This window comes from Shewanella violacea DSS12, from assembly GCF_000091325.1.
GTDB classification, from domain to species: Bacteria; Pseudomonadota; Gammaproteobacteria; order Enterobacterales; family Shewanellaceae; genus Shewanella; species Shewanella violacea.
On record NC_014012.1, the window covers coordinates 2,259,271 to 2,279,296 of the forward strand.

General features: G+C 43.4%; 17 protein-coding genes. 11 read left to right on the top strand and 6 right to left on the bottom strand.

Features of this window, described 5'->3' with window-relative positions; genetic code table 11:
- Nucleotides 1-389: 389 nt before the first annotated feature.
- Nucleotides 390-1,040 (top strand): hypothetical protein, encoded by a 651-nt coding sequence (locus tag SVI_RS09225; protein ID WP_013051235.1) that lies wholly within the window; start codon nt 390-392, stop codon nt 1,038-1,040.
- A 333-nt stretch (nt 1,041-1,373) separates the two neighbouring features.
- Here the strand turns inward: SVI_RS09225 and SVI_RS09230 are convergent, their stop codons facing one another.
- On the bottom strand, nt 1,374-2,024 hold the full coding sequence (locus SVI_RS09230) for a hypothetical protein (protein ID WP_013051236.1): 651 nt from the start codon (nt 2,022-2,024) through the stop codon (nt 1,374-1,376).
- Nucleotides 2,025-2,495: 471 nt separating this feature from the next.
- On the opposite strand from SVI_RS09230, the gene SVI_RS09235 reads away from it, so the two are divergent.
- Nucleotides 2,496-6,491, top strand: coding sequence for a YadA C-terminal domain-containing protein (locus SVI_RS09235; protein WP_013051237.1), 3,996 nt, complete (start codon nt 2,496-2,498; stop codon nt 6,489-6,491).
- Between the two features lie 51 nt (nt 6,492-6,542).
- Nucleotides 6,543-6,761, top strand: coding sequence for a hypothetical protein (locus tag SVI_RS09240; RefSeq protein ID WP_013051238.1), 219 nt, complete (start codon nt 6,543-6,545; stop codon nt 6,759-6,761).
- 78 nt (nt 6,762-6,839) lie between these two features.
- Here the strand turns inward: SVI_RS09240 and SVI_RS09245 are convergent, their stop codons facing one another.
- Nucleotides 6,840-8,939: a TonB-dependent siderophore receptor gene (locus SVI_RS09245; protein WP_041419832.1), complete on the bottom strand. Its 2,100-nt coding sequence runs from the start codon at nt 8,937-8,939 to the stop codon at nt 6,840-6,842.
- Between the two features lie 154 nt (nt 8,940-9,093).
- Between SVI_RS09245 and SVI_RS09250 the strand changes: the two genes are divergently transcribed.
- From SVI_RS09250 to SVI_RS09270, 5 genes are all read left to right on the top strand, one after another.
- Entirely contained in the window at nt 9,094-9,882 is a 789-nt protein-coding gene (locus SVI_RS09250) for a phytochelatin synthase family protein (RefSeq protein ID WP_013051240.1), read from the top strand.
- Between the two features lie 171 nt (nt 9,883-10,053).
- Nucleotides 10,054-11,259: a C45 family autoproteolytic acyltransferase/hydolase gene (locus tag SVI_RS09255; RefSeq protein WP_013051241.1), complete on the top strand. Its 1,206-nt coding sequence runs from the start codon at nt 10,054-10,056 to the stop codon at nt 11,257-11,259.
- Between the two features lie 617 nt (nt 11,260-11,876).
- On the top strand, nt 11,877-12,623 hold the full coding sequence (locus SVI_RS09260; protein WP_013051242.1) for a ZIP family metal transporter: 747 nt from the start codon (nt 11,877-11,879) through the stop codon (nt 12,621-12,623).
- A 54-nt stretch (nt 12,624-12,677) separates the two neighbouring features.
- Nucleotides 12,678-13,010 (top strand): hypothetical protein, encoded by a 333-nt coding sequence (locus tag SVI_RS09265; protein WP_013051243.1) that lies wholly within the window; start codon nt 12,678-12,680, stop codon nt 13,008-13,010.
- Nucleotides 13,011-13,200: 190 nt separating this feature from the next.
- Nucleotides 13,201-13,566 carry a VOC family protein gene (locus SVI_RS09270; protein WP_013051244.1) on the top strand — a complete coding sequence of 122 codons (366 nt, stop codon included), beginning with the start codon at nt 13,201-13,203 and terminating at the stop codon, nt 13,564-13,566.
- 264 nt (nt 13,567-13,830) lie between these two features.
- On the opposite strand, the gene SVI_RS09275 is transcribed toward SVI_RS09270, so the two are convergent.
- The gene (locus SVI_RS09275; protein ID WP_157608673.1) at nt 13,831-14,490 is read right to left on the bottom strand and encodes a hypothetical protein; all 660 of its coding nucleotides are present in this window, start codon (nt 14,488-14,490) and stop codon (nt 13,831-13,833) included.
- Between the two features lie 333 nt (nt 14,491-14,823).
- Between SVI_RS09275 and SVI_RS09280 the strand changes: the two genes are divergently transcribed.
- The 3 genes from SVI_RS09280 to SVI_RS09290 all read left to right on the top strand — a co-directional run bounded on the left by SVI_RS09280 (nt 14,824) and on the right by SVI_RS09290 (nt 17,641).
- Nucleotides 14,824-15,312 (top strand): hypothetical protein, encoded by a 489-nt coding sequence (locus tag SVI_RS09280; RefSeq protein WP_041419834.1) that lies wholly within the window; start codon nt 14,824-14,826, stop codon nt 15,310-15,312.
- Nucleotides 15,313-16,011: 699 nt separating this feature from the next.
- Nucleotides 16,012-16,704, top strand: coding sequence for a hypothetical protein (locus SVI_RS09285; RefSeq protein WP_013051249.1), 693 nt, complete (start codon nt 16,012-16,014; stop codon nt 16,702-16,704).
- Between the two features lie 211 nt (nt 16,705-16,915).
- A complete protein-coding gene (locus SVI_RS09290) occupies nt 16,916-17,641 on the top strand; it encodes a hypothetical protein (RefSeq protein ID WP_013051250.1) in 726 nt (241 codons plus the stop codon).
- Between the two features lie 102 nt (nt 17,642-17,743).
- Here the strand turns inward: SVI_RS09290 and SVI_RS20720 are convergent, their stop codons facing one another.
- The 3 genes from SVI_RS20720 to SVI_RS09305 form a co-directional block, all read right to left on the bottom strand.
- On the bottom strand, nt 17,744-18,061 hold the full coding sequence (locus SVI_RS20720) for a YecR-like lipofamily protein (protein WP_013051251.1): 318 nt from the start codon (nt 18,059-18,061) through the stop codon (nt 17,744-17,746).
- Between the two features lie 133 nt (nt 18,062-18,194).
- The gene (locus SVI_RS09300; protein ID WP_013051252.1) at nt 18,195-19,496 is read right to left on the bottom strand and encodes a phosphatase PAP2 family protein; all 1,302 of its coding nucleotides are present in this window, start codon (nt 19,494-19,496) and stop codon (nt 18,195-18,197) included.
- Nucleotides 19,497-19,560: 64 nt separating this feature from the next.
- The gene (locus tag SVI_RS09305) at nt 19,561-19,959 is read right to left on the bottom strand and encodes a hypothetical protein (protein WP_157608674.1); all 399 of its coding nucleotides are present in this window, start codon (nt 19,957-19,959) and stop codon (nt 19,561-19,563) included.
- Nucleotides 19,960-20,026 lie beyond the last annotated feature (67 nt).

Consider the following 20,026-nt stretch of genomic DNA (forward strand, 5'->3'; position numbering starts at 1 on the left):
AAAGACCGACAGTACAATTCACTAGCCCAAGCGACAAAGGTGAACGGACTAGCGCTGGACAGTTTATGTAGGCGTATGAGTTAAGGTCATAGTTGGGGCTGATATCTTGCTCGTTACTCACCAATATTACTTCTTTCAGTGTATTTAATGAATACCTTATCTATGCCGTGATCCGGTAGTTAGATTTTAGATAAGCACTAATACTGGACTTGTCTGACTAACAAGGACTTAAATCCTCTCCCAACTCCACTTAATACTAGCCTTAATAAGTTTTCTTAATGATGCCTAGTAATAACATAGCAAATATCATGCTCATATCTTAACGAGTACACTCGCTTGCTAAGAATCTCAACTATCACAAATCAGAGAAAATAAACGAGAACATGAACATGAAAAGAATTTTACTAGCGTGCGTAGCAACTTCTATGTTGGGTCTTTCAGGTGCAGCAGTTGCTGCCGATAACGGCTTCACTATTAACCCATTGGTTGGCGCATCTAACAGCAAACACGGTGGCACTAACGCCGCCGTTGGCTTAGAAGGCGGCTACAACAACTTCCTTCTTGGTTACACTTACACTGGCGATGACAACAAAACATCATTCACAGATGTTGAAAATGGTGAAGCCCTAGGTACAGTAGTTCACACCACCGTATATGCCAAAGACAAATACAAGGCACACAGCTTGTATACTGGTTATCAGTTCGATCTTGGTAGTGCACAACTGGCATTTAAAGCTGGTGTTGAAATGTCAAAGTACAGCTTAGGCGCAGGCGTTGGTCAGAAGCACTATGAAATAAACGGCAATTTTATCGACCAAGATGACACAAGTGTTTCTGGTAAAAGCTCATACAAGTACGCACCTATGGTCGGTGTAGGTTACTACTTGGATAACGGTTTAAACTTCAACCTTCATTACACATGGCAGAAAGGTGAACGTGAAATGAAGTACTCAGCAGATTCTAAGTTTGTTGGTAAGTCTAAAGACGTTTCTAACAAAGATTTCAGTGCTTTCATGTTCACCGTCGGCTACCGCTTCTAAAACATTTAGGTTCCTCCAAACTTAAAGCAGCTAAAGGTCACCTAGTCGGTGGCTTTTTTTTGCCACAAATAAACTAATAGCAAATAATTAACTTTATACCCGTTAACACTGGTTCGGAACTCTTAATCACACTTGTTTGATTCTTGTACACACGTCACCAAGCTTAATTTCTGGCAAGGCAATTAGCCAGTGTCGCGTAATTTTTAGCGCATGCTGGCCATCATGTCATCCCATCTTATGGGTTAAATGATGGCTCTAGGTAAAGCGACTTAAACTCATAAGGCCAGAATTGAGCGGCCTTATGAATGAATTTTTAGATTATGATCGCAGAACCTAAGCTTGCTCTCGCGCGGCGTATTCAACCCATTCCATCACAGAACGCGGATCTTCATGGCTTTTAGTCCAACGAATGAAGCTTTGTGGGCAGCGAGTGTTAAGGTTTAACTGACACCATGCATCAAGTGCTGCTTGTGTAGAGTAACCTTCGACGAAAGCAGCATGGGCCTTGTCTGCGTGACGCCAAAACTTATGGTCAATTCTGCCACGTTCAGCTAAAAAAGGATGATCACCCTTAGGCTGAACTTGCTTTCTGACATTAGCACTCAAATCCATTAGAACACGCTGAATAACCTCGGCTCCAATGTCCTCAATCTGCAATTCGTCAATGATACTCATATCATCGCCAGCCATAAGAATGACTCTTTCCACCAAGTGGTCAGTATTCATAGAGCATGCAATCTCATAAGCGAAGATGTCCAATCTTGCGAAGATACGATCACGGTATTCATTTTTACTGAAATTACCGTCTTTAAGCGCCTTGTTGTAATTTTTTGTATTCGGGTTCTTGATGAACAGCTCTTTTTGCAGCAATGGATAATTGCTTAAGTGCTCTTTTGGAAGCAGAGCCAGAAGACCTGCAAGTTCATCTTGATTAACCAGTAAACTACCAAGTTCTATTTTTGCCTTTGCCGATAATGAAGCCATTCATTGCTTACCTTAAAGCTGCCTTGAAAATAAGTGGGGAAAAGCGGCAAGGTTCCCGTTATTTCGTCGAGGTTTCGACCTCCTCAACTATCCCGTAGCCGGAATATAGCACAGAGATTTTGGGATACCTCGCCTAATCCGCTGTAAAGCACATCATTTGAGTCACCATATATGTATTTGCCACATTCAGTTTGAATTTACAGCTTAATAATCATGAACATGAGTAGGGTGTTTGTTATTCAGCTTACAAATGAATCAAGGGCTGGTTCTAATAGACGTTAATCTAACGGAATGGCCACTTATCAATGGTCTTTATTTGTCAAAAAACCTTTATTCACACTGTATTACTACTTTTTTAGAATTCTATTCTATTACCAATAACTACTAATTTTCTTAGTGATGCTGAGTATTCAGTATTGATGAATAATCACGCTATAAAATCAATAATCACACCAACCTACTGGGTAGAAAATGAAGAAAACAATAATAGCGGTATCTGTACTAGCAGTTCTGTCTGCTAGTTTTGTGCACGCTGATGATGATGACCAACTAAAACGCCGCGTGAAAGTAAATGAAGAGCATTTAGCAATCCACTCTAAAGACATAAACAACATAGCTATTAGGCAACATAATGCGGATAAGCTCTCTATGAAGCTTGCTGCTGATGCATTTTTTAGAGATTCAAAAATAACTAAGAATACTGACCGTGTAGTTGAGATTGAAAAATCAAATTCAACTATGAAAAAAGAGCAGGCAAAGATTAAGTCTGACAATGTCACGCTTCGAGCTGATGCACAAAGGTTTGAAACTGATCTAAAAGGCCATGATGGCCGTATTAGTGACAATCATGGTGACATAGCCATTTTACGCGAAGATGGTGAAAACGAATCTGCGCGCTTAGAGACGGCTATTAAAGATTCTAAGTATGACGATAGACCTATCCGAAGAGAAGGGAAGGAAGCATATGACGAGCTTAAAGCTAGCACTGGTACATTGCGCACCGAAACCCAAACCGCCATTGGGAAAATGCAGAAAGAGGGTCAACAAGCGCTAATCGACCTTAAAATAGATGGTCGGAATGCCGTCGAAGATGTGTATTCAGCTAGTCGTGAAGAATCGGCTCGTCTTGAACAGCGTATTGATGATGTGAAAGCAAATAGTTATGACGATGCCGCTATTCGTATCGAAGCGCAAAATTATGCTGAAGATGTCTACACTGCCGGACGCACTGAGTCAGCCCGCTTAGAGCAACTGTCTACTGATAACGCTAAAGGTGTTGATAACCTTTATGCTGGCGTTAGCCAGAACTTCCACGCCGTTACAGAACTGAAACTTGAACAAGGTGTGCTGGCCCATGAAGGCCAAGAAGCTTTAAATGCCTTAGACCAGAAAGGTACTTTCGCATATGAAAACTTGCTCAAAGCTGGCTCTGATGAAGTAGTCAAGCTTGATTCGTCAATGAAAGGTCTCAACAACAAAGGTAAGCTGGCTTACGATTCATTGAATGCGCAGGCTAATGTAGATCGCGATTCCATGAAGCAGATAGCCGCTAGCTCTGTACAAAACAAGGCGCGTATTGACTTTAACGCTGAAGGAATTTCAGATCTCAGTGGCGATGTGAATAAGCGCATTGCTTCCGCTTCAGATGCCGGACGTGATGAGGCGCTGCGCTTAGATAAGCGTATTGATGACGTCAAAGCTAACAGTTATGACGATGGGGCGATTCGTGATGAAGGTCGTGATTACGTTAATAAAGTCGCTAACAGCGTCAATGAATCAGTGACAGAACGTATCGCATTGGCTTCAACTGCCGGACGTGAGGAGGCGTTGCGCCTAGATCAGCGCATTGATGATGTACAGGCTAACGGTTATGACGATGCGGCGATTCGTAAAGATGCTCTGTTGGCCTATAACACCATGGGTAAGCGTGTTGATGCTCAGGTTAATCGTTTGACAGATGCAGGTATTGAAGAGGCTTCACGTCTTGACCAGCGCATTGATGATGTCAAAGCTAACGGTTATGACGATAATGCAATTCGTGCCGAAGCTCAGGTGGCCTATAACACCATGGGTAAGCACGTAGACTCTCAAATTAATCTGCTCGCGCAGGCAGGTGTTGATGAGTCAGTTCGCCTAGATCAACGTATAGAAGATGCTAAGTTCGATGATAGACAATTACGAGCTGAAGCTCAGGTGGCCTATAACACCATGGGTAAGCATGTTGATGCTCAGGTTAATCGTTTGACAGATGCAGGTATTGAAGAGGCTTCACGTCTTGACCAGCGCATTGATGCCGTGGCCAAGTTCAGCGATACCGAGATCCGTAAAGATGCTCTGTTGGCCTATAACACCATGGGTAAGCACGTAGACTCTCAAATTAATCTGCTCGCTCAGGCAGGTGTTGATGAGTCAGTTCGCCTAGATCAACGTATAGAAGATGCTAAGTTCGATGATAGACAATTACGTGCTGAAGCTCAGGTAGCCTATAACACCATGGGTAAGCATATTGATACTCAAATGGAACGTATGACTCAATCAGGTGTTGATGAAGCTGCTCGTCTTAACCTACGCATTGATGATGTCAAAGCTAACGGTTATGACGATAATGCAATTCGTGCTGAAGCTCAGGTGGCCTATAACACCATGGGTAAGCACGTAGACTCTCAAATTAATCTGCTCGCGCAGGCAGGTGTTGATGAGTCAGTTCGCCTAGATCAACGTATAGAAGATGCTAAGTTCGATGATAGACAATTACGAGCTGAAGCTCAGGTGGCCTATAACACTATGGGTAAGCATGTTGATGCTCAGGTTAATCGTTTGACAGATGCAGGTATTGAAGAGGCTTCACGTCTTGACCAGCGCATTGATGCCGTGGCCAAGTTCAGCGATACCGAGATCCGTAAAGATGCTCTGTTGGCCTATAACACCATGGGTAAGCACGTAGACTCTCAAATTAATCTGCTCGCTCAGGCAGGTGTTGATGAGTCAGTTCGCCTAGATCAACGTATAGAAGATGCTAAGTTCGATGATAGACAATTACGAGCTGAAGCTCAGGTGGCCTATAACACCATGGGTAAGCATGTTGATGCTCAGGTTAATCGTTTGACAGATGCAGGTATCGAAGAGGCTTCACGTCTTGACCAGCGCATTGATGCTGTGGCCAAGTTCAGCGATACCGAGATCCGTAAAGATGCTCTGTTGGCCTATAACACCATGGGTAAGCACGTAGACTCTCAAATTAATCTGCTCACTCAGGCAGGTGTTGATGAGTCAGTTCGCCTAGATCAACGTATAGAAGATGCTAAGTTCGATGATAGACCATTACGTGCTGAAGCTCAGGTGGCCTATAACACTATGGGTAAGCATGTTGATGCTCAGGTTAATCTGCTCGCTCAGGCAGGTGTTGATGAAGCTGCCCGTCTTGACCTACGCATTGATGATGTAGCGGCTAAAGGTTATGACGACAGCACTATTCGTGCAGATGCTCTAGTGGCTTATAACACTATGGGTAAGCATGTTGACGGTGAAATAGAGCATCTTACTCAAGCTGGTGAGGAGGCTGTAAATCAAATCAATAAGGATGGGACAGCAGAAGCCAAGCGTCTAGAAAAACGTATTGATGAGATTAACGAAAATGGTTATGACGATACGAAGATCCGTGAAGACGGTAAAGCTGCTTATGATGATGTTCTTGCCAAAGGTAAGAAGGCTAACGACACCTTAGCCAAAGACGGTAAAGATTACGTCGATAATAAGTTCCAGCAAATTGATAGTGATTTCAAGCAAGCTAAGCAGACGTTAATCCTTGTTCAGAAACAGACGGATACAAACACCACAGACATCAAGGATAACCGCAAGGCTATCGCTGATGTTAAAAACAAGGGCGGTTCTATCTCTAAGGCTGATATCGAAATAGCACGTAAAGAAGCTAAGGTTATCGCAGAGAAAGCCGCAGCTAAGGCAATTGAAGACGCTGTCGCTAACAACAGTGATGCCGCTGAAAAGGCAGTCGAGAAGATTGCTGATAAAGCGATTGAAAAAGCCATAGCAAAACATGGTGGTGATGTTAAAGACTTTATCGACAAGATGAATAACTTCGACAAAAATATTCGTCGCGATGGTGCTGCTCAGGTGGCTCGTTTAGAAGGTCGTATTGACGAAAACACCAAAGCTATTGAGCAGAATGGCCGCAGAATTGATGCCATAGAGAACCGCATTGACGGCTTCCAGGACTACATGAATGAGAACGCTGCTATGACCAATGCCTTGTCTGGTCTTCCACAGCCATACAATGTAGGTCGTTTACAAATGGGTGTTGGTCTTGGCTTCGCTAGCGATAAGAAAGCGGTAGCGGTTGGTTTCGGCTACCGTGCAACTGAAAAGGTTGTTATTCGTGGCGGTATATCTAAGTCAGCTGGCGACCGTGGCGATGTCCAAGGCAACATAGCGGTCGGTTTTGAATTATAAACCTCTTTAATTTTACCCAGCCAAGGATGGCATCCCAATTCGAGATATCAAATGAAAAAAGTTTTACTCCTGCTTACCCTGTTCTCAGCTTCTACATTTGCACAAAAAGAAGCCCCGACACCCGAAAAGCCTATGTGTGACAAGTGCTGCAAGCAGCATTCTAAGAAGGACTTTAATTATAACAGTGCTCACTATGGCATGCCCCATGCCATCGAGGTGTCACGTCAATTACTAAAGGACTGCAATGAGCAGTTAGGCCAAGCCCTTTAAGTTTTCTACCCAGCCAAGGATGGCTAGCCTACACAAAAGGCCGCTAGTTATAGCGGCCTTTTTCATTTCTGGGATGAATTAGAATCTATATTGAATAGATGCCTTAATGGCACGGCCATCGCCAAAGTTGGCGTTGTTGGTGCATCCACCCCTGAGGTAATCAACATCAAATAGGTTGTCTACTGTCAGTCTTACGACAGCATCATGATCCTTGGCAAAGCTCATTGTATGGCTGAAACCTAAATCAACTTTTACGTATGCGTCTTTCAGGAACTCGTTAGCTGATTCACCATAGCGCTCACCTACGTATACGGCACCAGCTGATACCTGAGTGTTATCTGTGATGCTGTAGTTCAACCATGTGCTTGCTGAGAACTTAGGTACATCTTTTGATCGCTTTCCGGCAAAGCGAGGGTCTTGAATCACCTTGGCGTCGAGATACATCATAGAAGTCAGCAGAGATAGATCATCAGTTAATTGGCCTTCTGCCGTGAACTCTATACCTCTGTGACGAACAGCCCCCGCTTGAGTCGTGACAGGTGGGTTATGCGAGCTTGTGGCTGTAATCACCTTGTTGTTTTGTTCAATGCTAAATAGTGCGGTCGATAGATACAAAGCGCCGTCTAGGAATTCACCTTTGGCACCAATCTCGTATGATTCACCACGTTCGGCGTCGAGCTTCTTGCCGTAGTTGATATCATCTGAGTTCATGACAGGATCTTTAGGTTCAAAGCTCTCGCTATAGGTGGCATAGACAGAGGTGTTAGCTGTGGGGTGATAGATGAGGCCCAGCTTAGGCAATATGTTGTTTTGCGTTGATGCGTCCGTTTCCTCTCTATCGAATCGAACACCAGCTATGATATGCCACTGGTCGTTGATCTCGATCTGGTCTTGTAGATAAACGCCATATGATTTGCGCTTAACTTCAAGCATGTCTTTGCCATTGCGGTAATCCAAGCTATCAGGCCTGTCGATGATGGTGCGGTCATCCCAGCTAACCTTGTCGGCGAAATCAACTGTCATCTGTTTGCCTGTTCGTGAGTAGTCCACCATGTTAGTGCCAATCACTAGTCTGTGGTTGATGCTTCCGGTCTCAAATTCACCCTTAAGATCGAAGAAACCGGTTGTTACATCGAACTGCTCGAAAGTCTCTCTACCGCGTAGCGAGTATTCGTTTTTGACTAAATCTGTGCCTTGCACTCTGCCATACATACTTTCTAGGGTAGTGCGCTCGTGAGTTTGTTGATTGATGCCTGTATTGATGGACCAATCATCATTGAGATCTGAGTTTAGTGTGAATCCGATGTTTTCAACGTTTGATTCACGCTTAGACCATGGCATATCCCAGATGTAGCCACGTTTGCCAACGAGCTCATATTTTTTAGTGTCTTTATTCTTGAGATGAAGAGCGCCCATGTCTAACTGGCTGTCATCGTCTGTCCGGTCATAGTTAAACGTGACACTGGTGTCATCGCTTAGGTCTGCCTCAAGCATTAATGCGCCGACAAAGCGATCAGACTCAGCCTTAGATCCGTCTTTGTACTTGCGCCATCCTTCCTTAGAAGATTTAGACAAGATGCTTCTGGCCCTTAGTGTGCCACTCTCATTCAATGCGCCGCTAATATCTAGTGTCGATTTGGCATGTCCGAAGGAGCCAAATTCCTGCTGAATGCTAAACTCGAACTCTTCTGTGTCTGCTTTCTTAGTCACTAGGTTAATCAGGCCTGCAGGCGTTGATTTCCCATAGAGTAGGGCACCAGTGCCTTTGAGCACTTCAATACGGTCGTAGAGTTCTATGGGCTGTGAATAACGAGATAGATGGAACTGACCGTCACGCAGGTAGCTTTGATCTGGTTCTAATACGAAGCCGCGCATATAAAAGCGTTCGCGGCCACGTCGGGTGTTGCCTGCTGAGATGCTGGCATCATTTTTTAATACATCACCTAAAGACTGTGAGCTTTGGGCTTCCATTAGCTCTGAATTGTAAACTGCAACGGTTCCGGCGGTGTCTAGCTGGCTCACATCCATCTTCATTACTGAGCTGTTGTTTGGCGCTGGATGAGTTACGCCCATGACGCTAATGACTTCGATATCATCATGGCCATGGTCGTGAGCTTGTACTGAGATAGAGACCAAAGAGGCCAGAATTGAGAGGGATATTTTGTTGGTTTTAAACATTACAACTCCGAGTTTTTGCACCTTAGGTGCAAGTGAGAAGGAATCGCATTTTAGATGTCTGCATTTTACTATTCGTCACTAGTTCTATTACTAATGAATAGTGTATTTAGCCTTGTTAGGTTTGGATGTTTTTAACTTAAGGTAAGAGAAAATCATGCAAAACAAATTCAGAACGACTCTTGTGGCTGCGCTAGTCGGCTGCGTCAGTTACCTAACGGCTTTGCCTGCATTTGCTGTTGAAGTCGTTGGCTGGGACAGTAAAGAAGGGATCCAGCGTCTCGAACAGTCCAAATTCAAGGATGACTTTTTTGCACTGGCCACACAGTTCCAGGGACAAGAGAATAAGGTCTATTGTGGTGTTGCGTCCATGTCGATTGTATTGAATGCGCTTAGGGTTGAAAGGCTGGCCAGTATCATTCCTATCGATGAGTCGATCATTGCCAAAGAGGACAGAACATATTTTCCTAAGGGCAACTGGCATCCTCTATTCCATCGCTACACCCAAAATACGGTTGTAGCGCTGAGCCTCAAGCCGATGCTTGAGATCATGGGCAAGCCCACAGGGATAAAGCAAGAAGCTGACTATGGTTTGCAGCTTAATCAGATGGAACAACTGGCTAAGAATCACGGTTTGGAGACAGTCGCTTTCTACATCACGGACACGGACGTGTTGCCATCTGTCAAAGCGGCCATGTTGGATGCTCTTAAGACAGAAGATAAATACCTTATCGTTAACTATTCTCGCGAAGTCATGGAGCAGGCGGGGAGCGGTCATTTCTCACCTGTTGTGGCGTACCACAAAGCTTCTGACTCGTTTTTAATCATGGATGTATCTAACACCTTTCAAAACTGGGTATGGGTCGACAGTCCTACTCTTATGAAATCCATGGCACTCATGGACGGTGAAGTGCCTCGCGGTTTGCTCCTTGTATCAGAAAGCTAAATCTACACTCGAGCAATAACTAATGCCGCTAATAATAGCGGCTTTTTTGTGTGTCACAAAGGTATAGAGCTTCAACACTATTACCCACTAAATTTCTTAATGATGCATGGCTAGTGGGGGTGATGTTTAATGAACACATATTAAACAACACCATTTATTTAGAGGCTCAATATGAAAAAAATTACCTTATGTGCAGCTCTATTAGCCACTGCCTTCGCTTCAAACGCAAGCATGATCCAGCACACAGATAACATCACTGAAGTGCAGTTCAAGGGTTCGTCATACGAACTGGGTAAATATGTTGGTGTTGTGGCAAAGGAGCAGATTCTGGATTCAATAGATCGCTATGATGCAACGCTTGGCCTCATGCTTGAGGGCTTGAATGTTATCGCAATATCAAAGTACTTAGAGTCGAATAAAATATTTCAACGCATACAAGCCGCCACACCGGATGGGGCTGCTTACATCAGTGGTCTTGCGGATAGCTTAAATCGCACGCCTGAACTTCTATTATCAGTGGCTATGTCTGATGAAGCCATTCTAGTCAGTCAAGCTAATGGCGGTATTGGTTTCTTGCAGTCACAGAAGAGTGGATATAACCCAGCTGCGCCCGCTAAATGCACTGTGTTTGCACAGAACCAAGGTAAGGGGTATGCCATGGGCGGCGCAAATTTTGACTATATGGCAGCGAATTACAAAGGCCTAATCATTCTCAAACACACTGGCTTAGACGGTAAAACTCGTGTTATCCAAACCTGGGCTGGACTCATCCCATTTGGCGGCATCACCAAGGGCGGTCAAATGATGTTAGTGAATACTAATGCGACCGAAGGAACGGCACGACAAAAAGCAGGTGGGGAAATAATGGGTGAGGGTGTTACGCCTTCATTCTATCTTTCGTGGGAAGCCTTCAATATAGAGAAAAGCTCAGACATGATTGATGTGTTTAAGGCTCACAATAAATATTCAGCCTTTTTCTCTCACACCGTCACCAATGGCCAAGGTGAAGTGCTCAACGTTGAGAACGGTTATCCAGATACAGTTAACTATTCATATGGAAGTGAAAGAGCGCACGCCAATCACTCTTTATACAAGGATTATGACTTCCTAGATGCGGCATTTGCATCAGGTTCTTTAAAGCGTCAGAGGGCGGCTGATTCGTTCCTCGGGCACAACAGCAAGTTTACACTTGAGCAAGCCCAGGATTTTTTAGGCTCTGACAACGTTTGGAAAGGCCGTGGCCCTATGGTTGGCACTGTGACAGCTACTGTATTCAGTGTCACACCTGAGAAGACAACAATGATGATTCAAACCGATGAAGTAGGTAGCGGTCATCGCTATCTGTCCTTCGACAATAGCCCTGTTCAGGCTGAATAATTGGCCGAAACATATTGGCTGTTAATGTCTGCTGGCATGAAGCATTTTTTTGATTCATTTACTAATTTAATGCCTACTAATTCCTAAATAAGAAAAGGCTATATTCATCAGCACTCATGGTGATGCTTAGTGATCTCTAATATGGAGAATGGCCATAATTCCGTAGCCAAAGAGATATGCTTTGAACAATAACATTAAAGGTTTTTCCACTTCATTAAAAATCCGCACCTTAGCATCACTACAGGGTAGCACTCATGATTCTAATGACTTTCAGTATGCTGGATTTTTGGGCTGATGAAGTCGAAGAAGGTGTCAGATGGCTCAGCATGAATGTTCTTTTCAATTGTCCGGTGTAGATGTACATACCAGAGCTCTTTAAAATGAATTGTTAGAATGTTTCGTATTGATTTAATAGAGAATTTTACCTATGCCCTTTGTTATCAAAGTTTTTCACAACAAACTGGTATTCGATTTTTCTAGGCATGCAAATATGAATGTTGGCCTAGTACAGCCATATGTAAGGCGAGCAATGGGAATAGGAATCTATCGACGGCCCATGAAACATATCGTTATCGTCTAATACTCGAATCAACCATATCTAATGGGAATTTTTATTCATGATTTACCTTGCTGTCAGTTGTTTATCCTTGCTGATATGTCCATTATTTTATCGCTATTTATCCGCCAGTCATGGCCTTCTAAAGGGCCTCGACGGGTTCATATTTATCACGCTGTCCGGGTTAGTGATCTTGCATATATTGCCGGACATTATCGCTGTCGGCGGTGCACTGTCACTAGCCGTGGTGATCTTAGGTATTATCACTCCGACATTATCAGAAAAGCTCTTCAAAAATAGGACCGGGACGACTCACGCCTTTGCCGTTAGCTTAAGTATCTTTGGCCTCATGCTCCACAATATCACTGATGGCTGTTCAGTGATGCTGGCTCAACAGGCTGATGCCTCGATCATGCTGGCGGTTGGTGTTATTCTTCATCGAATACCAGAAGGGCTTGCTATCTGGTGGATGGTGCAGCCGAGGGTTGGAACTTTGTGGGCCTGTCTTGCTCTTGCTTTGATGCTTGTGATGACTTGTATTGGTTATTTTGCAGGTGGTGAAGTCATGCTGCATCTTGACTTGGCTAGTACAGTCTACATCCAAGCGTTTGTTGCAGGCGCAATCATGCATGTCTTGCTGCATGAGCATCACGAGAAGGAATGCAGTGATAAGGAGCTGCCGGCACGTCTAGGTGGTCTGATAGGTTTTGGCGTGATCTACTTGCTTGTTTCTGGGGTTGGGCATGACCATCATCACCATGAACACAAGCCTGTTGTTTTAGACGTGTCGCATCCGCAGGTTCATTAAGGTCACAAATAAATATCATGTCACATAAATACCTTGTTTACTAAGGGGGAAAGAATGAATTCTCTGTTTACTTACATTAAGGCTATCAAGGATCAAAAGGCTAAGGTTTCGATTGTTATTAAGCATGCAAAAACAAGTCGCTATACAGATGGTGATATAGAAGTAAGTGAAAAGGAAACAAGGTATCACTATGATAATGGGGTTGTTATTCAGTGCAAGATTGAACGAGATAATTCACCTTCTGAGGGAGTGTGCGAAGAGTGTTGGATAAGTTATGAAGTGATTAATTCTGGTCAGCAAAGTATAAGGCCATCACGGAAAACATTTATTAACACCTGCCAAGAAACTTTTTGGCTGAAGATGCAGTCTTGTGCGCAAAAGCAGTAAAAGGGCATAAATGGATATTTTAGCATTAAGCTCTACTTGTCTTAGATAGACTAGAAGCGCTAGAGGATTAAATCCTTGCAGCAGATTTTTTTATTGGCTTACTATTATTTGTTTACTAAAAGTATTGGTAATGCTTGGTAATGGGTATTGTTCAATACTCATTGGCTATTTACCCAAGTCAGAGACTAATATGAATTTTAATTGGCAAGAGCTACACACTCCATCTTTCACCGCCTCCGTAGCATTTTACGCTGAAACTTTCGGTTGCACTATCCGAGAGGTTCCTGGCAGAAATGGTAAGCGTTACGGCTTAATCATTCCTAAAGACTCAGCAAAGCCAGTGGCTGGTATCTTTGAGACGGGATCAGATGAAGAAATGTCTGGTTGGTTGGGGTATGTCACTGTCGAGAAGCTAAGCACAACGGTTGAGCGTGCACTGGCCAATGGTGCTGTGGAGATGATGTCTTTTGAGATCCCTTACATAGGTCTAGTGTCTGTATTGAAAGACTCAGCTGGGCAAGAAATAAACCTAATCGAGTACACTCCTAGAGTTTGATAGTTACTTTCTTCTTATGTAACAACCAATGTACAGCCAATAAAAGGGCCACCGATTCTGGTGGCCCTTTATCCCATAAAATATGGACCCATGTTCACTTTACCTGGATCATATCTATGGTTCTTTAAGTGATTAAGTGATTAAGTGATTAAGTGAGTAGGGGGAGTGAACTACTGGGCTTGTTCCAAGTTGTTATTCACATCCTCAAAATGAATAATCCCCGCACAAGGTCGGGGCCCATGATATTTGACTAGGCGTTAGGTGTTAGACGTGAGTCGCAATTCTTGTCTCAGCGATTTCATTGCAGCCTCTGCAATGGCAATTAATTTCAGAGATGGATACCATGGGATTGTACCTGTAACGCTTGTCCGGATTGCCAACCTTGGTCGGATATAAATACCTTTGATTAACAAGCACACCTTGATCTAAATAGAATCTGGTCTCTCCACACTTCCCACAACGCATGACGTCCTTGTAGACTGACTTAGCATGCCAGGCCCCAATTGGCAGGGCTGCAACTATAGCGCCCCAGAGTATGGCACTGTCAAGACTATGGGGGAATGTAATGGTCAGTATCGCTGCAATGGAAATATAAGCGATAAAAGTCACTCTAATGAATGGCCAAGCTAAGCCTGTGGTGCTCTTGAACGTCTTACCAAACTTGATATCACTCATCACGTGTTCATTGCGTGCAGCTATAACTTCATCTAGGCCATTGCGCTTAGTCCGGTAGCTAAAACCACTTCCGGTCAATCCTCCGAATCCTAGGGCACCTTTTTTATTAAGGTTAACCCCAAAGTATTTTCTACCAATAGTCAGACTAGGGCCGTCAGCACTACTAATATCAATACCAAAAGTGGACTTGTTCAGCTTGATGTTGATCCCCTTAAATCTTTTGATTTTCTTCTGAAGGCGCAAACCCATATGTACTCTTTTTATTTGTCTGTTTGATAGGGTGAGGATCTCATTTGCGGCGATATCAAACCTCTTTAGAGGTATTAGTGATTCATTGTGAATTTTGCTCTTGGAAGGAAGAGCTAATATTAGGCTTATATTTTTAACCACTATTACCACCAGACATAGTGTTGACTGGTGGTTTTTTTTGCCTAAAAATCACATCCATAAATTTGATATGTTTGGCCGTTAATGATCTGTTTTGCGGATAGGAGTAAACCAATATGCATATCTTAATCGCTTATTTTAAAAATATTAAAAACGTAAAAATAAAAATAAAAGTAAAGCCAAAGGAAGGAAAAGATGAACAAGTCAATAACCAAGTTCGAATCGATTTTAGCTAAAATTATCGATAGAGCAGCAGGTGATGAAGATCTTAAAGATGCACCATTCGTTCAACTTATCCGTGCTCAGGTACCACTCTGGGCTCGATGTGTTGGCGTCAAGCAGGACGATTTGCTCGAGGCCATGGAAAAGCTAAGAAACTCGGCTCCTGGGATCTGGTATAGCGAAGATCGCTTACCACTTCCAGATGCTGCAGGTGTGGTTGTGTATGAGTCATTGGATGAGTTTAAGCTAGTCTGCTCGAGCCATAGGTTTAGATGCCCGTCTTGCAACGAGATCTCCCATGAACCCTTTTTCTGCTCATCAGAAGCAAAGCCTAAGTGCAACTGGAAAGCTTATGGTCTGCAAGGCTGCTTAGGTAAAGGCCATCGATTTGCTATTAAAGACACATTTTTAGCTAACCCGAAAGTGCATGAGATTTTTATGCCTGTTGAATTGGAGCACTAAAAGTGCTGAAGTATCTAGATCATCATCCCACTCTCAAACCTGGATGGGATAGCTAAAGGACGTTACTGCCTGTAGATGCATAGCTTGTTCAGTTGCAAGATACCAAGCGCTTTCTACGCTGGATGTTCATTTTATGAATGGCATGGCATACGCTTCAAAGGAGCATATCTCTGAGAAATCCGGTGGATACATCGCTCACTCCATCAACACCAGATTTCGAAGCCAAATCTATTGCTAGTGATCGACTTTAACTCCATAAGCTTAGACTGCATTCAAGGGATAACTCTGACTAGACAGTGTGTCCCTGCTGTGGCGCAAGCAATGGCTATTCACACTGAAAGAGAATTCGTGCAGTTAAGCGCTTTCGACGCAGGGGAAGAGGTGACAAGTGCCACGACTCAGATAGATGGCAAGGTGCTGGGCAGCGAAAGATCCACTGTGAATTTAAATTAAGGCACGGGATTATCATATTAACTGATGACATATTGCCCTCAAAAAAGGTTAGTCATAGCCGCTGAGGCAACATAAGACCAGAATTAACATAGCAACTTACCTCTGGCTGCTTGTTCAATATCTTCCTTGCTCCTTCGCTGTTACTCATCACCAAGAATCACTATCAGCTTAATAGAATCTTTGTAATTATTAGATCGCTAATATGGCCCTAATTGAAACACAAGACTATCCAATTTAGAGGACTTTATGAAAAAATTAGCAGCTCCAATTCTTATCCTATCAATGGTTACAGCCCTTAGCGCATGTAACAGCGACAAGAATCCTAGCCCGAGCCCTAAGCCGCCTGTGCCACCAGCTCCAACCGTTTATGTTGACGGTATCTATGTCGATACTAACCTGCAAGGTACTATCACTGAAGAAGCTCAGCTTCTTATTGGTGGCTACATGTTCGAATTTACTGAGAAGGTAAACGATCAAATAATCAGAAACAAGATCAGCATGGGTAACAAATTGACTGAAAATGAACCGTTTGAAAGTGATATTGAAATCACTAAGAATGGCCAGACTAAAATTGAAAAAGTGGAGTACACGGTTAGCAATGACAATAAGCAGCTAACGATCAAGAGCAGCATAATTTCCACTCAGTTTAATAAAATGAAGTCGGTATGGCCTGACCACGAAATGACGTTCGTTATGGAAACCCCAGATGGACCGATGGAGGTGGTGGTCGATGGTAACAAGCTTACAGATCCGCAAGTGAACATAACTTTAGAACTGACTAAACTTGCAAACAACGAATTTCGCATTCACAAACAAGAAGGTTTAGATTTCATCATTGGTGTTTGGTACGACGAAAATGTTAAAGCCAATAAGCTTGTAATGTCGAACTACAAAGATAAAGAGAAGGCTGATATCTACCAAGTATTCACTGAGAAGTAATAACTTGTGTTGAGCTAGATTCAAATTTAGACGCCTTGCAGGCGTCTTTTTTTTTCGGCTAAATTCATGAAGAGAGATGTAAATAATGGCGAAAAATGTGCTCAATGCCAGAGATAGTCGATTAGCACATTTTTACTATTTATCTTAATGATGAATGGTAAATCTAGCTTCTATAGCCTAGCAGGCTAATTGACTGATCCGAGATAAAGAGATGACCTTAAATTTCCTAGCTGCCAGATTTAACAAGTTGGCACTGTCCCTAGTAACACTCACCATGATCACAGGGCTCAGTGCCTGTGACTTTGAGATCAACCCTAGCCCATCCCCCGAACCTAAAGTTTATGTTGATGGCGTTTATGTTGATGATGGTTCCATTACAAAGAAGCTAGACCGTGCGCACATCCTTGCTGATGGCTTCTGGTTCGATTACGTCGAGAAACATAAAACCGATAAAGTCTCAATCAATAATAGATTCCCTATAAACAGCACAGCGTCACAGAATAAGCGATATTACAGCACTGCATTCGTCACGCCAGAGGGAGAGGGGAAGGTGCAGCCCGTCAAGGCTACCTACGTGGTAAGCACAGATAACAAGCATCTTATTATTAAATCAAGATACAAGAGCACGTTTGAAAAAATGGATTCAGCATGGCCGCAGCAGCCAACCATATTCCAATATACATCCGGCAGCATAAGGAAGACGCTTGAAGTTGATGGCAACACCATATATGAAGTTTTTCCGAGTTCACAGAGGGTGGAATATGCAAAGCTGAATGAGATGAAACATGGTTCACTGCGTATGGTTAAGCACCAAGGCAGAGAAGTCACCCTTTATGGTGTGTGGACAGATCCAGATTCTGGGAAGCTCAAGCTGATCTTGACCACCTTTAACAATAGGATGCGGGGGAACGGCTCGGGACTTTATACAGAAAAATAGCTAACGATAGTCTAATTTTTAGTCTAATTGTTAGCAGGAAAACACGGAATTAGGGTCATATTTTAGATCTACACGGCTTGTGCAGATCTAAAAGTGGCCTTTTTAGATCTTGGCTTGTTCTGGAATACACTGAAAGGCTTTGGTTACGATATGAGTTCCGCAACTCGCCCCGTGGGTTCTCTGGCATCGAACGTCTACAAACTGAAAAGGACGTGCCCCAGTGAAGCCCCAAAGTTGACATCTCTCCTCTGCAACCTTTAAAGCCTGTTCGTCGTCTGCTTGTGGGTTTCTATTACCACTGAAAGTGTAAGACAGCTTAATTATTCCCTCAGCCTTGCTGCCACCCGCTGCTTGCCAATCTTTCTTTCCAACACATCCACTTGTGGCCAAAACAATTGCCAAAGCTATTAGTTTTTTCATAATTATCTCGTTAATGAATGATATTTCTTACCAGCAAAGGGAAGGTGCCTTTGCTGGTGGTCTGGAATATATAGGCAATCTGTTAACTAGACGCCATTAAGAGTGGTAATGCAGGCTAACTATTACAGGCTCATTAAAATGCATATTTAACATTGAATCCTGTGTAATAGAGGGATAGGTCGTTATTGAAGTGCTTAGACTCGACTTGTTGATCGAACCTGCCAGCCACTATCGACGCAGACCAGCGATTACTAAACTTGTAGTCAATGCTCGACCACAGATCCTGACTGCTCACACTTGAGGAGGCTGAATATCTATAACCCATATTTGCTGAAAGGTTATCATTAAATTGATAACCAAACTCAGTGGCCATGGCTGGTGCAAAAGAGAAATGGCTTTCTTCACTGAGGTTATTGCCCTCTGTATAGTCCATTCTCATTGTGACCCAGCTCAGGCTAACTCCTAAGCCTATGTCTGCCTTCCAGTTGCTGTCTGGTAGCAGCTCGAACATATAATCTGCTGTAGAGTTCCAGACACTGTAGGCTGTAACTGTCTCTTGGCCAGCTTGATAATGATGGCCGGAGAAATCCACATCTTGATTGTGGTTAGTGATTGTTCTCGACTCGTATGGAGTGAATGAGAGATTCATGTACTGATTGTCACCCATATCGAATGTGAACTGAGATGCCGCGTAGGTGTTTAGTACGTTTTCGCGCTCGAAGTCGTACAGGTCAAAGGAAGGATGATAGCCATCATCGAGAACATTCTTATTAGTGAAAGAGCTACCGATAAACAGAGAGTAGCTGTTGTTATACTCTTTGGTGTCTCTCACGTTACTGTATCCGGCTCGCTTCTTTTTGCCTCTGCCATACACGTAGTCAGCATTGAGGGCAAAACCGTCTTTTGTCATTGATGGTGCAAGCATTAAATCGCTTTGCTTGTATGGGTCGGTAAAATAGAGGCTGGTTAATACTGAAATAGCGCCACCCGCCATCACATCGTCCATAAAGTGACGATTAGCATACACACGACTGAAACCAACGAAAGCAGCCGCACCGTATGCTGGTATGGCCCATGCGTCACCGTATCTATGATGAAGGTATGCAGCACCCGCGAACGCGGCGGAAGTGTGGCCGGAAGGGAATGAGTTTCTTTTGGGGCCATCGGGTCTTGCCTTGGCATAGACAAACTTAAGGCTATGAGTGATGGTTGCTGAAGTGCCTAATACTTGAACTAACTGCCACGCTCCTTCTGTATCTCCTATGGCTAAACTGCCAGCCATGGCACTGGCTGGAATTACGATCTGCATCCAATCCCCTATATCTGAGATGGTGCCTTTGTTGGTTTGTAATATCTCACTTTTTGCCATGGCTGTGGTACTGAAAATACTTGTCGCAATTGCGATAGCGAGTGGGGTTTTAACTCTAAAAAACATGGTGAACTCTCTGTTACGCTTATCAGCTAAAGTTGCCGCTAAACAACGTAAGCTTTAGCTAGTGTTAGGATGGCCCTCGAATGGCCAGTGATGGTGCTTCTTTCGCATAGGCTATGAATCTTGTATCAAACTCCTTAGTGCCGATAATCGTATCTAAGGCACCCATAACGAGAGGGGTAGCCTGTTGCATTGCTTCTTTGTTCATCGACCAGTACCAAACCCTGGCGGCTATTAAGTTGATGTGGAATTTGTCTTCTTCCGGCGTCATAAGATGGCTTTTAATTTTTCGAGACCCGACGACTAATTTGCTTAAGCTTGTTGCATAGGAATAGTCCTCTGTGATCCCGGGCAGCATGCTGAACACTTCTGTGTTGGCTTGGGTTTGTTTCGCCTTGCCAGTACGTATTACTTTGGCTTTCGCGTTACTTAGTGCTTTACGTTTATCTTGGTTTCTCATGTTCATATCTCCGATGTTAATTATTTTTTTATAGGTATATGAATTCGTTTATGTCGTGTACTGGTTAATCATC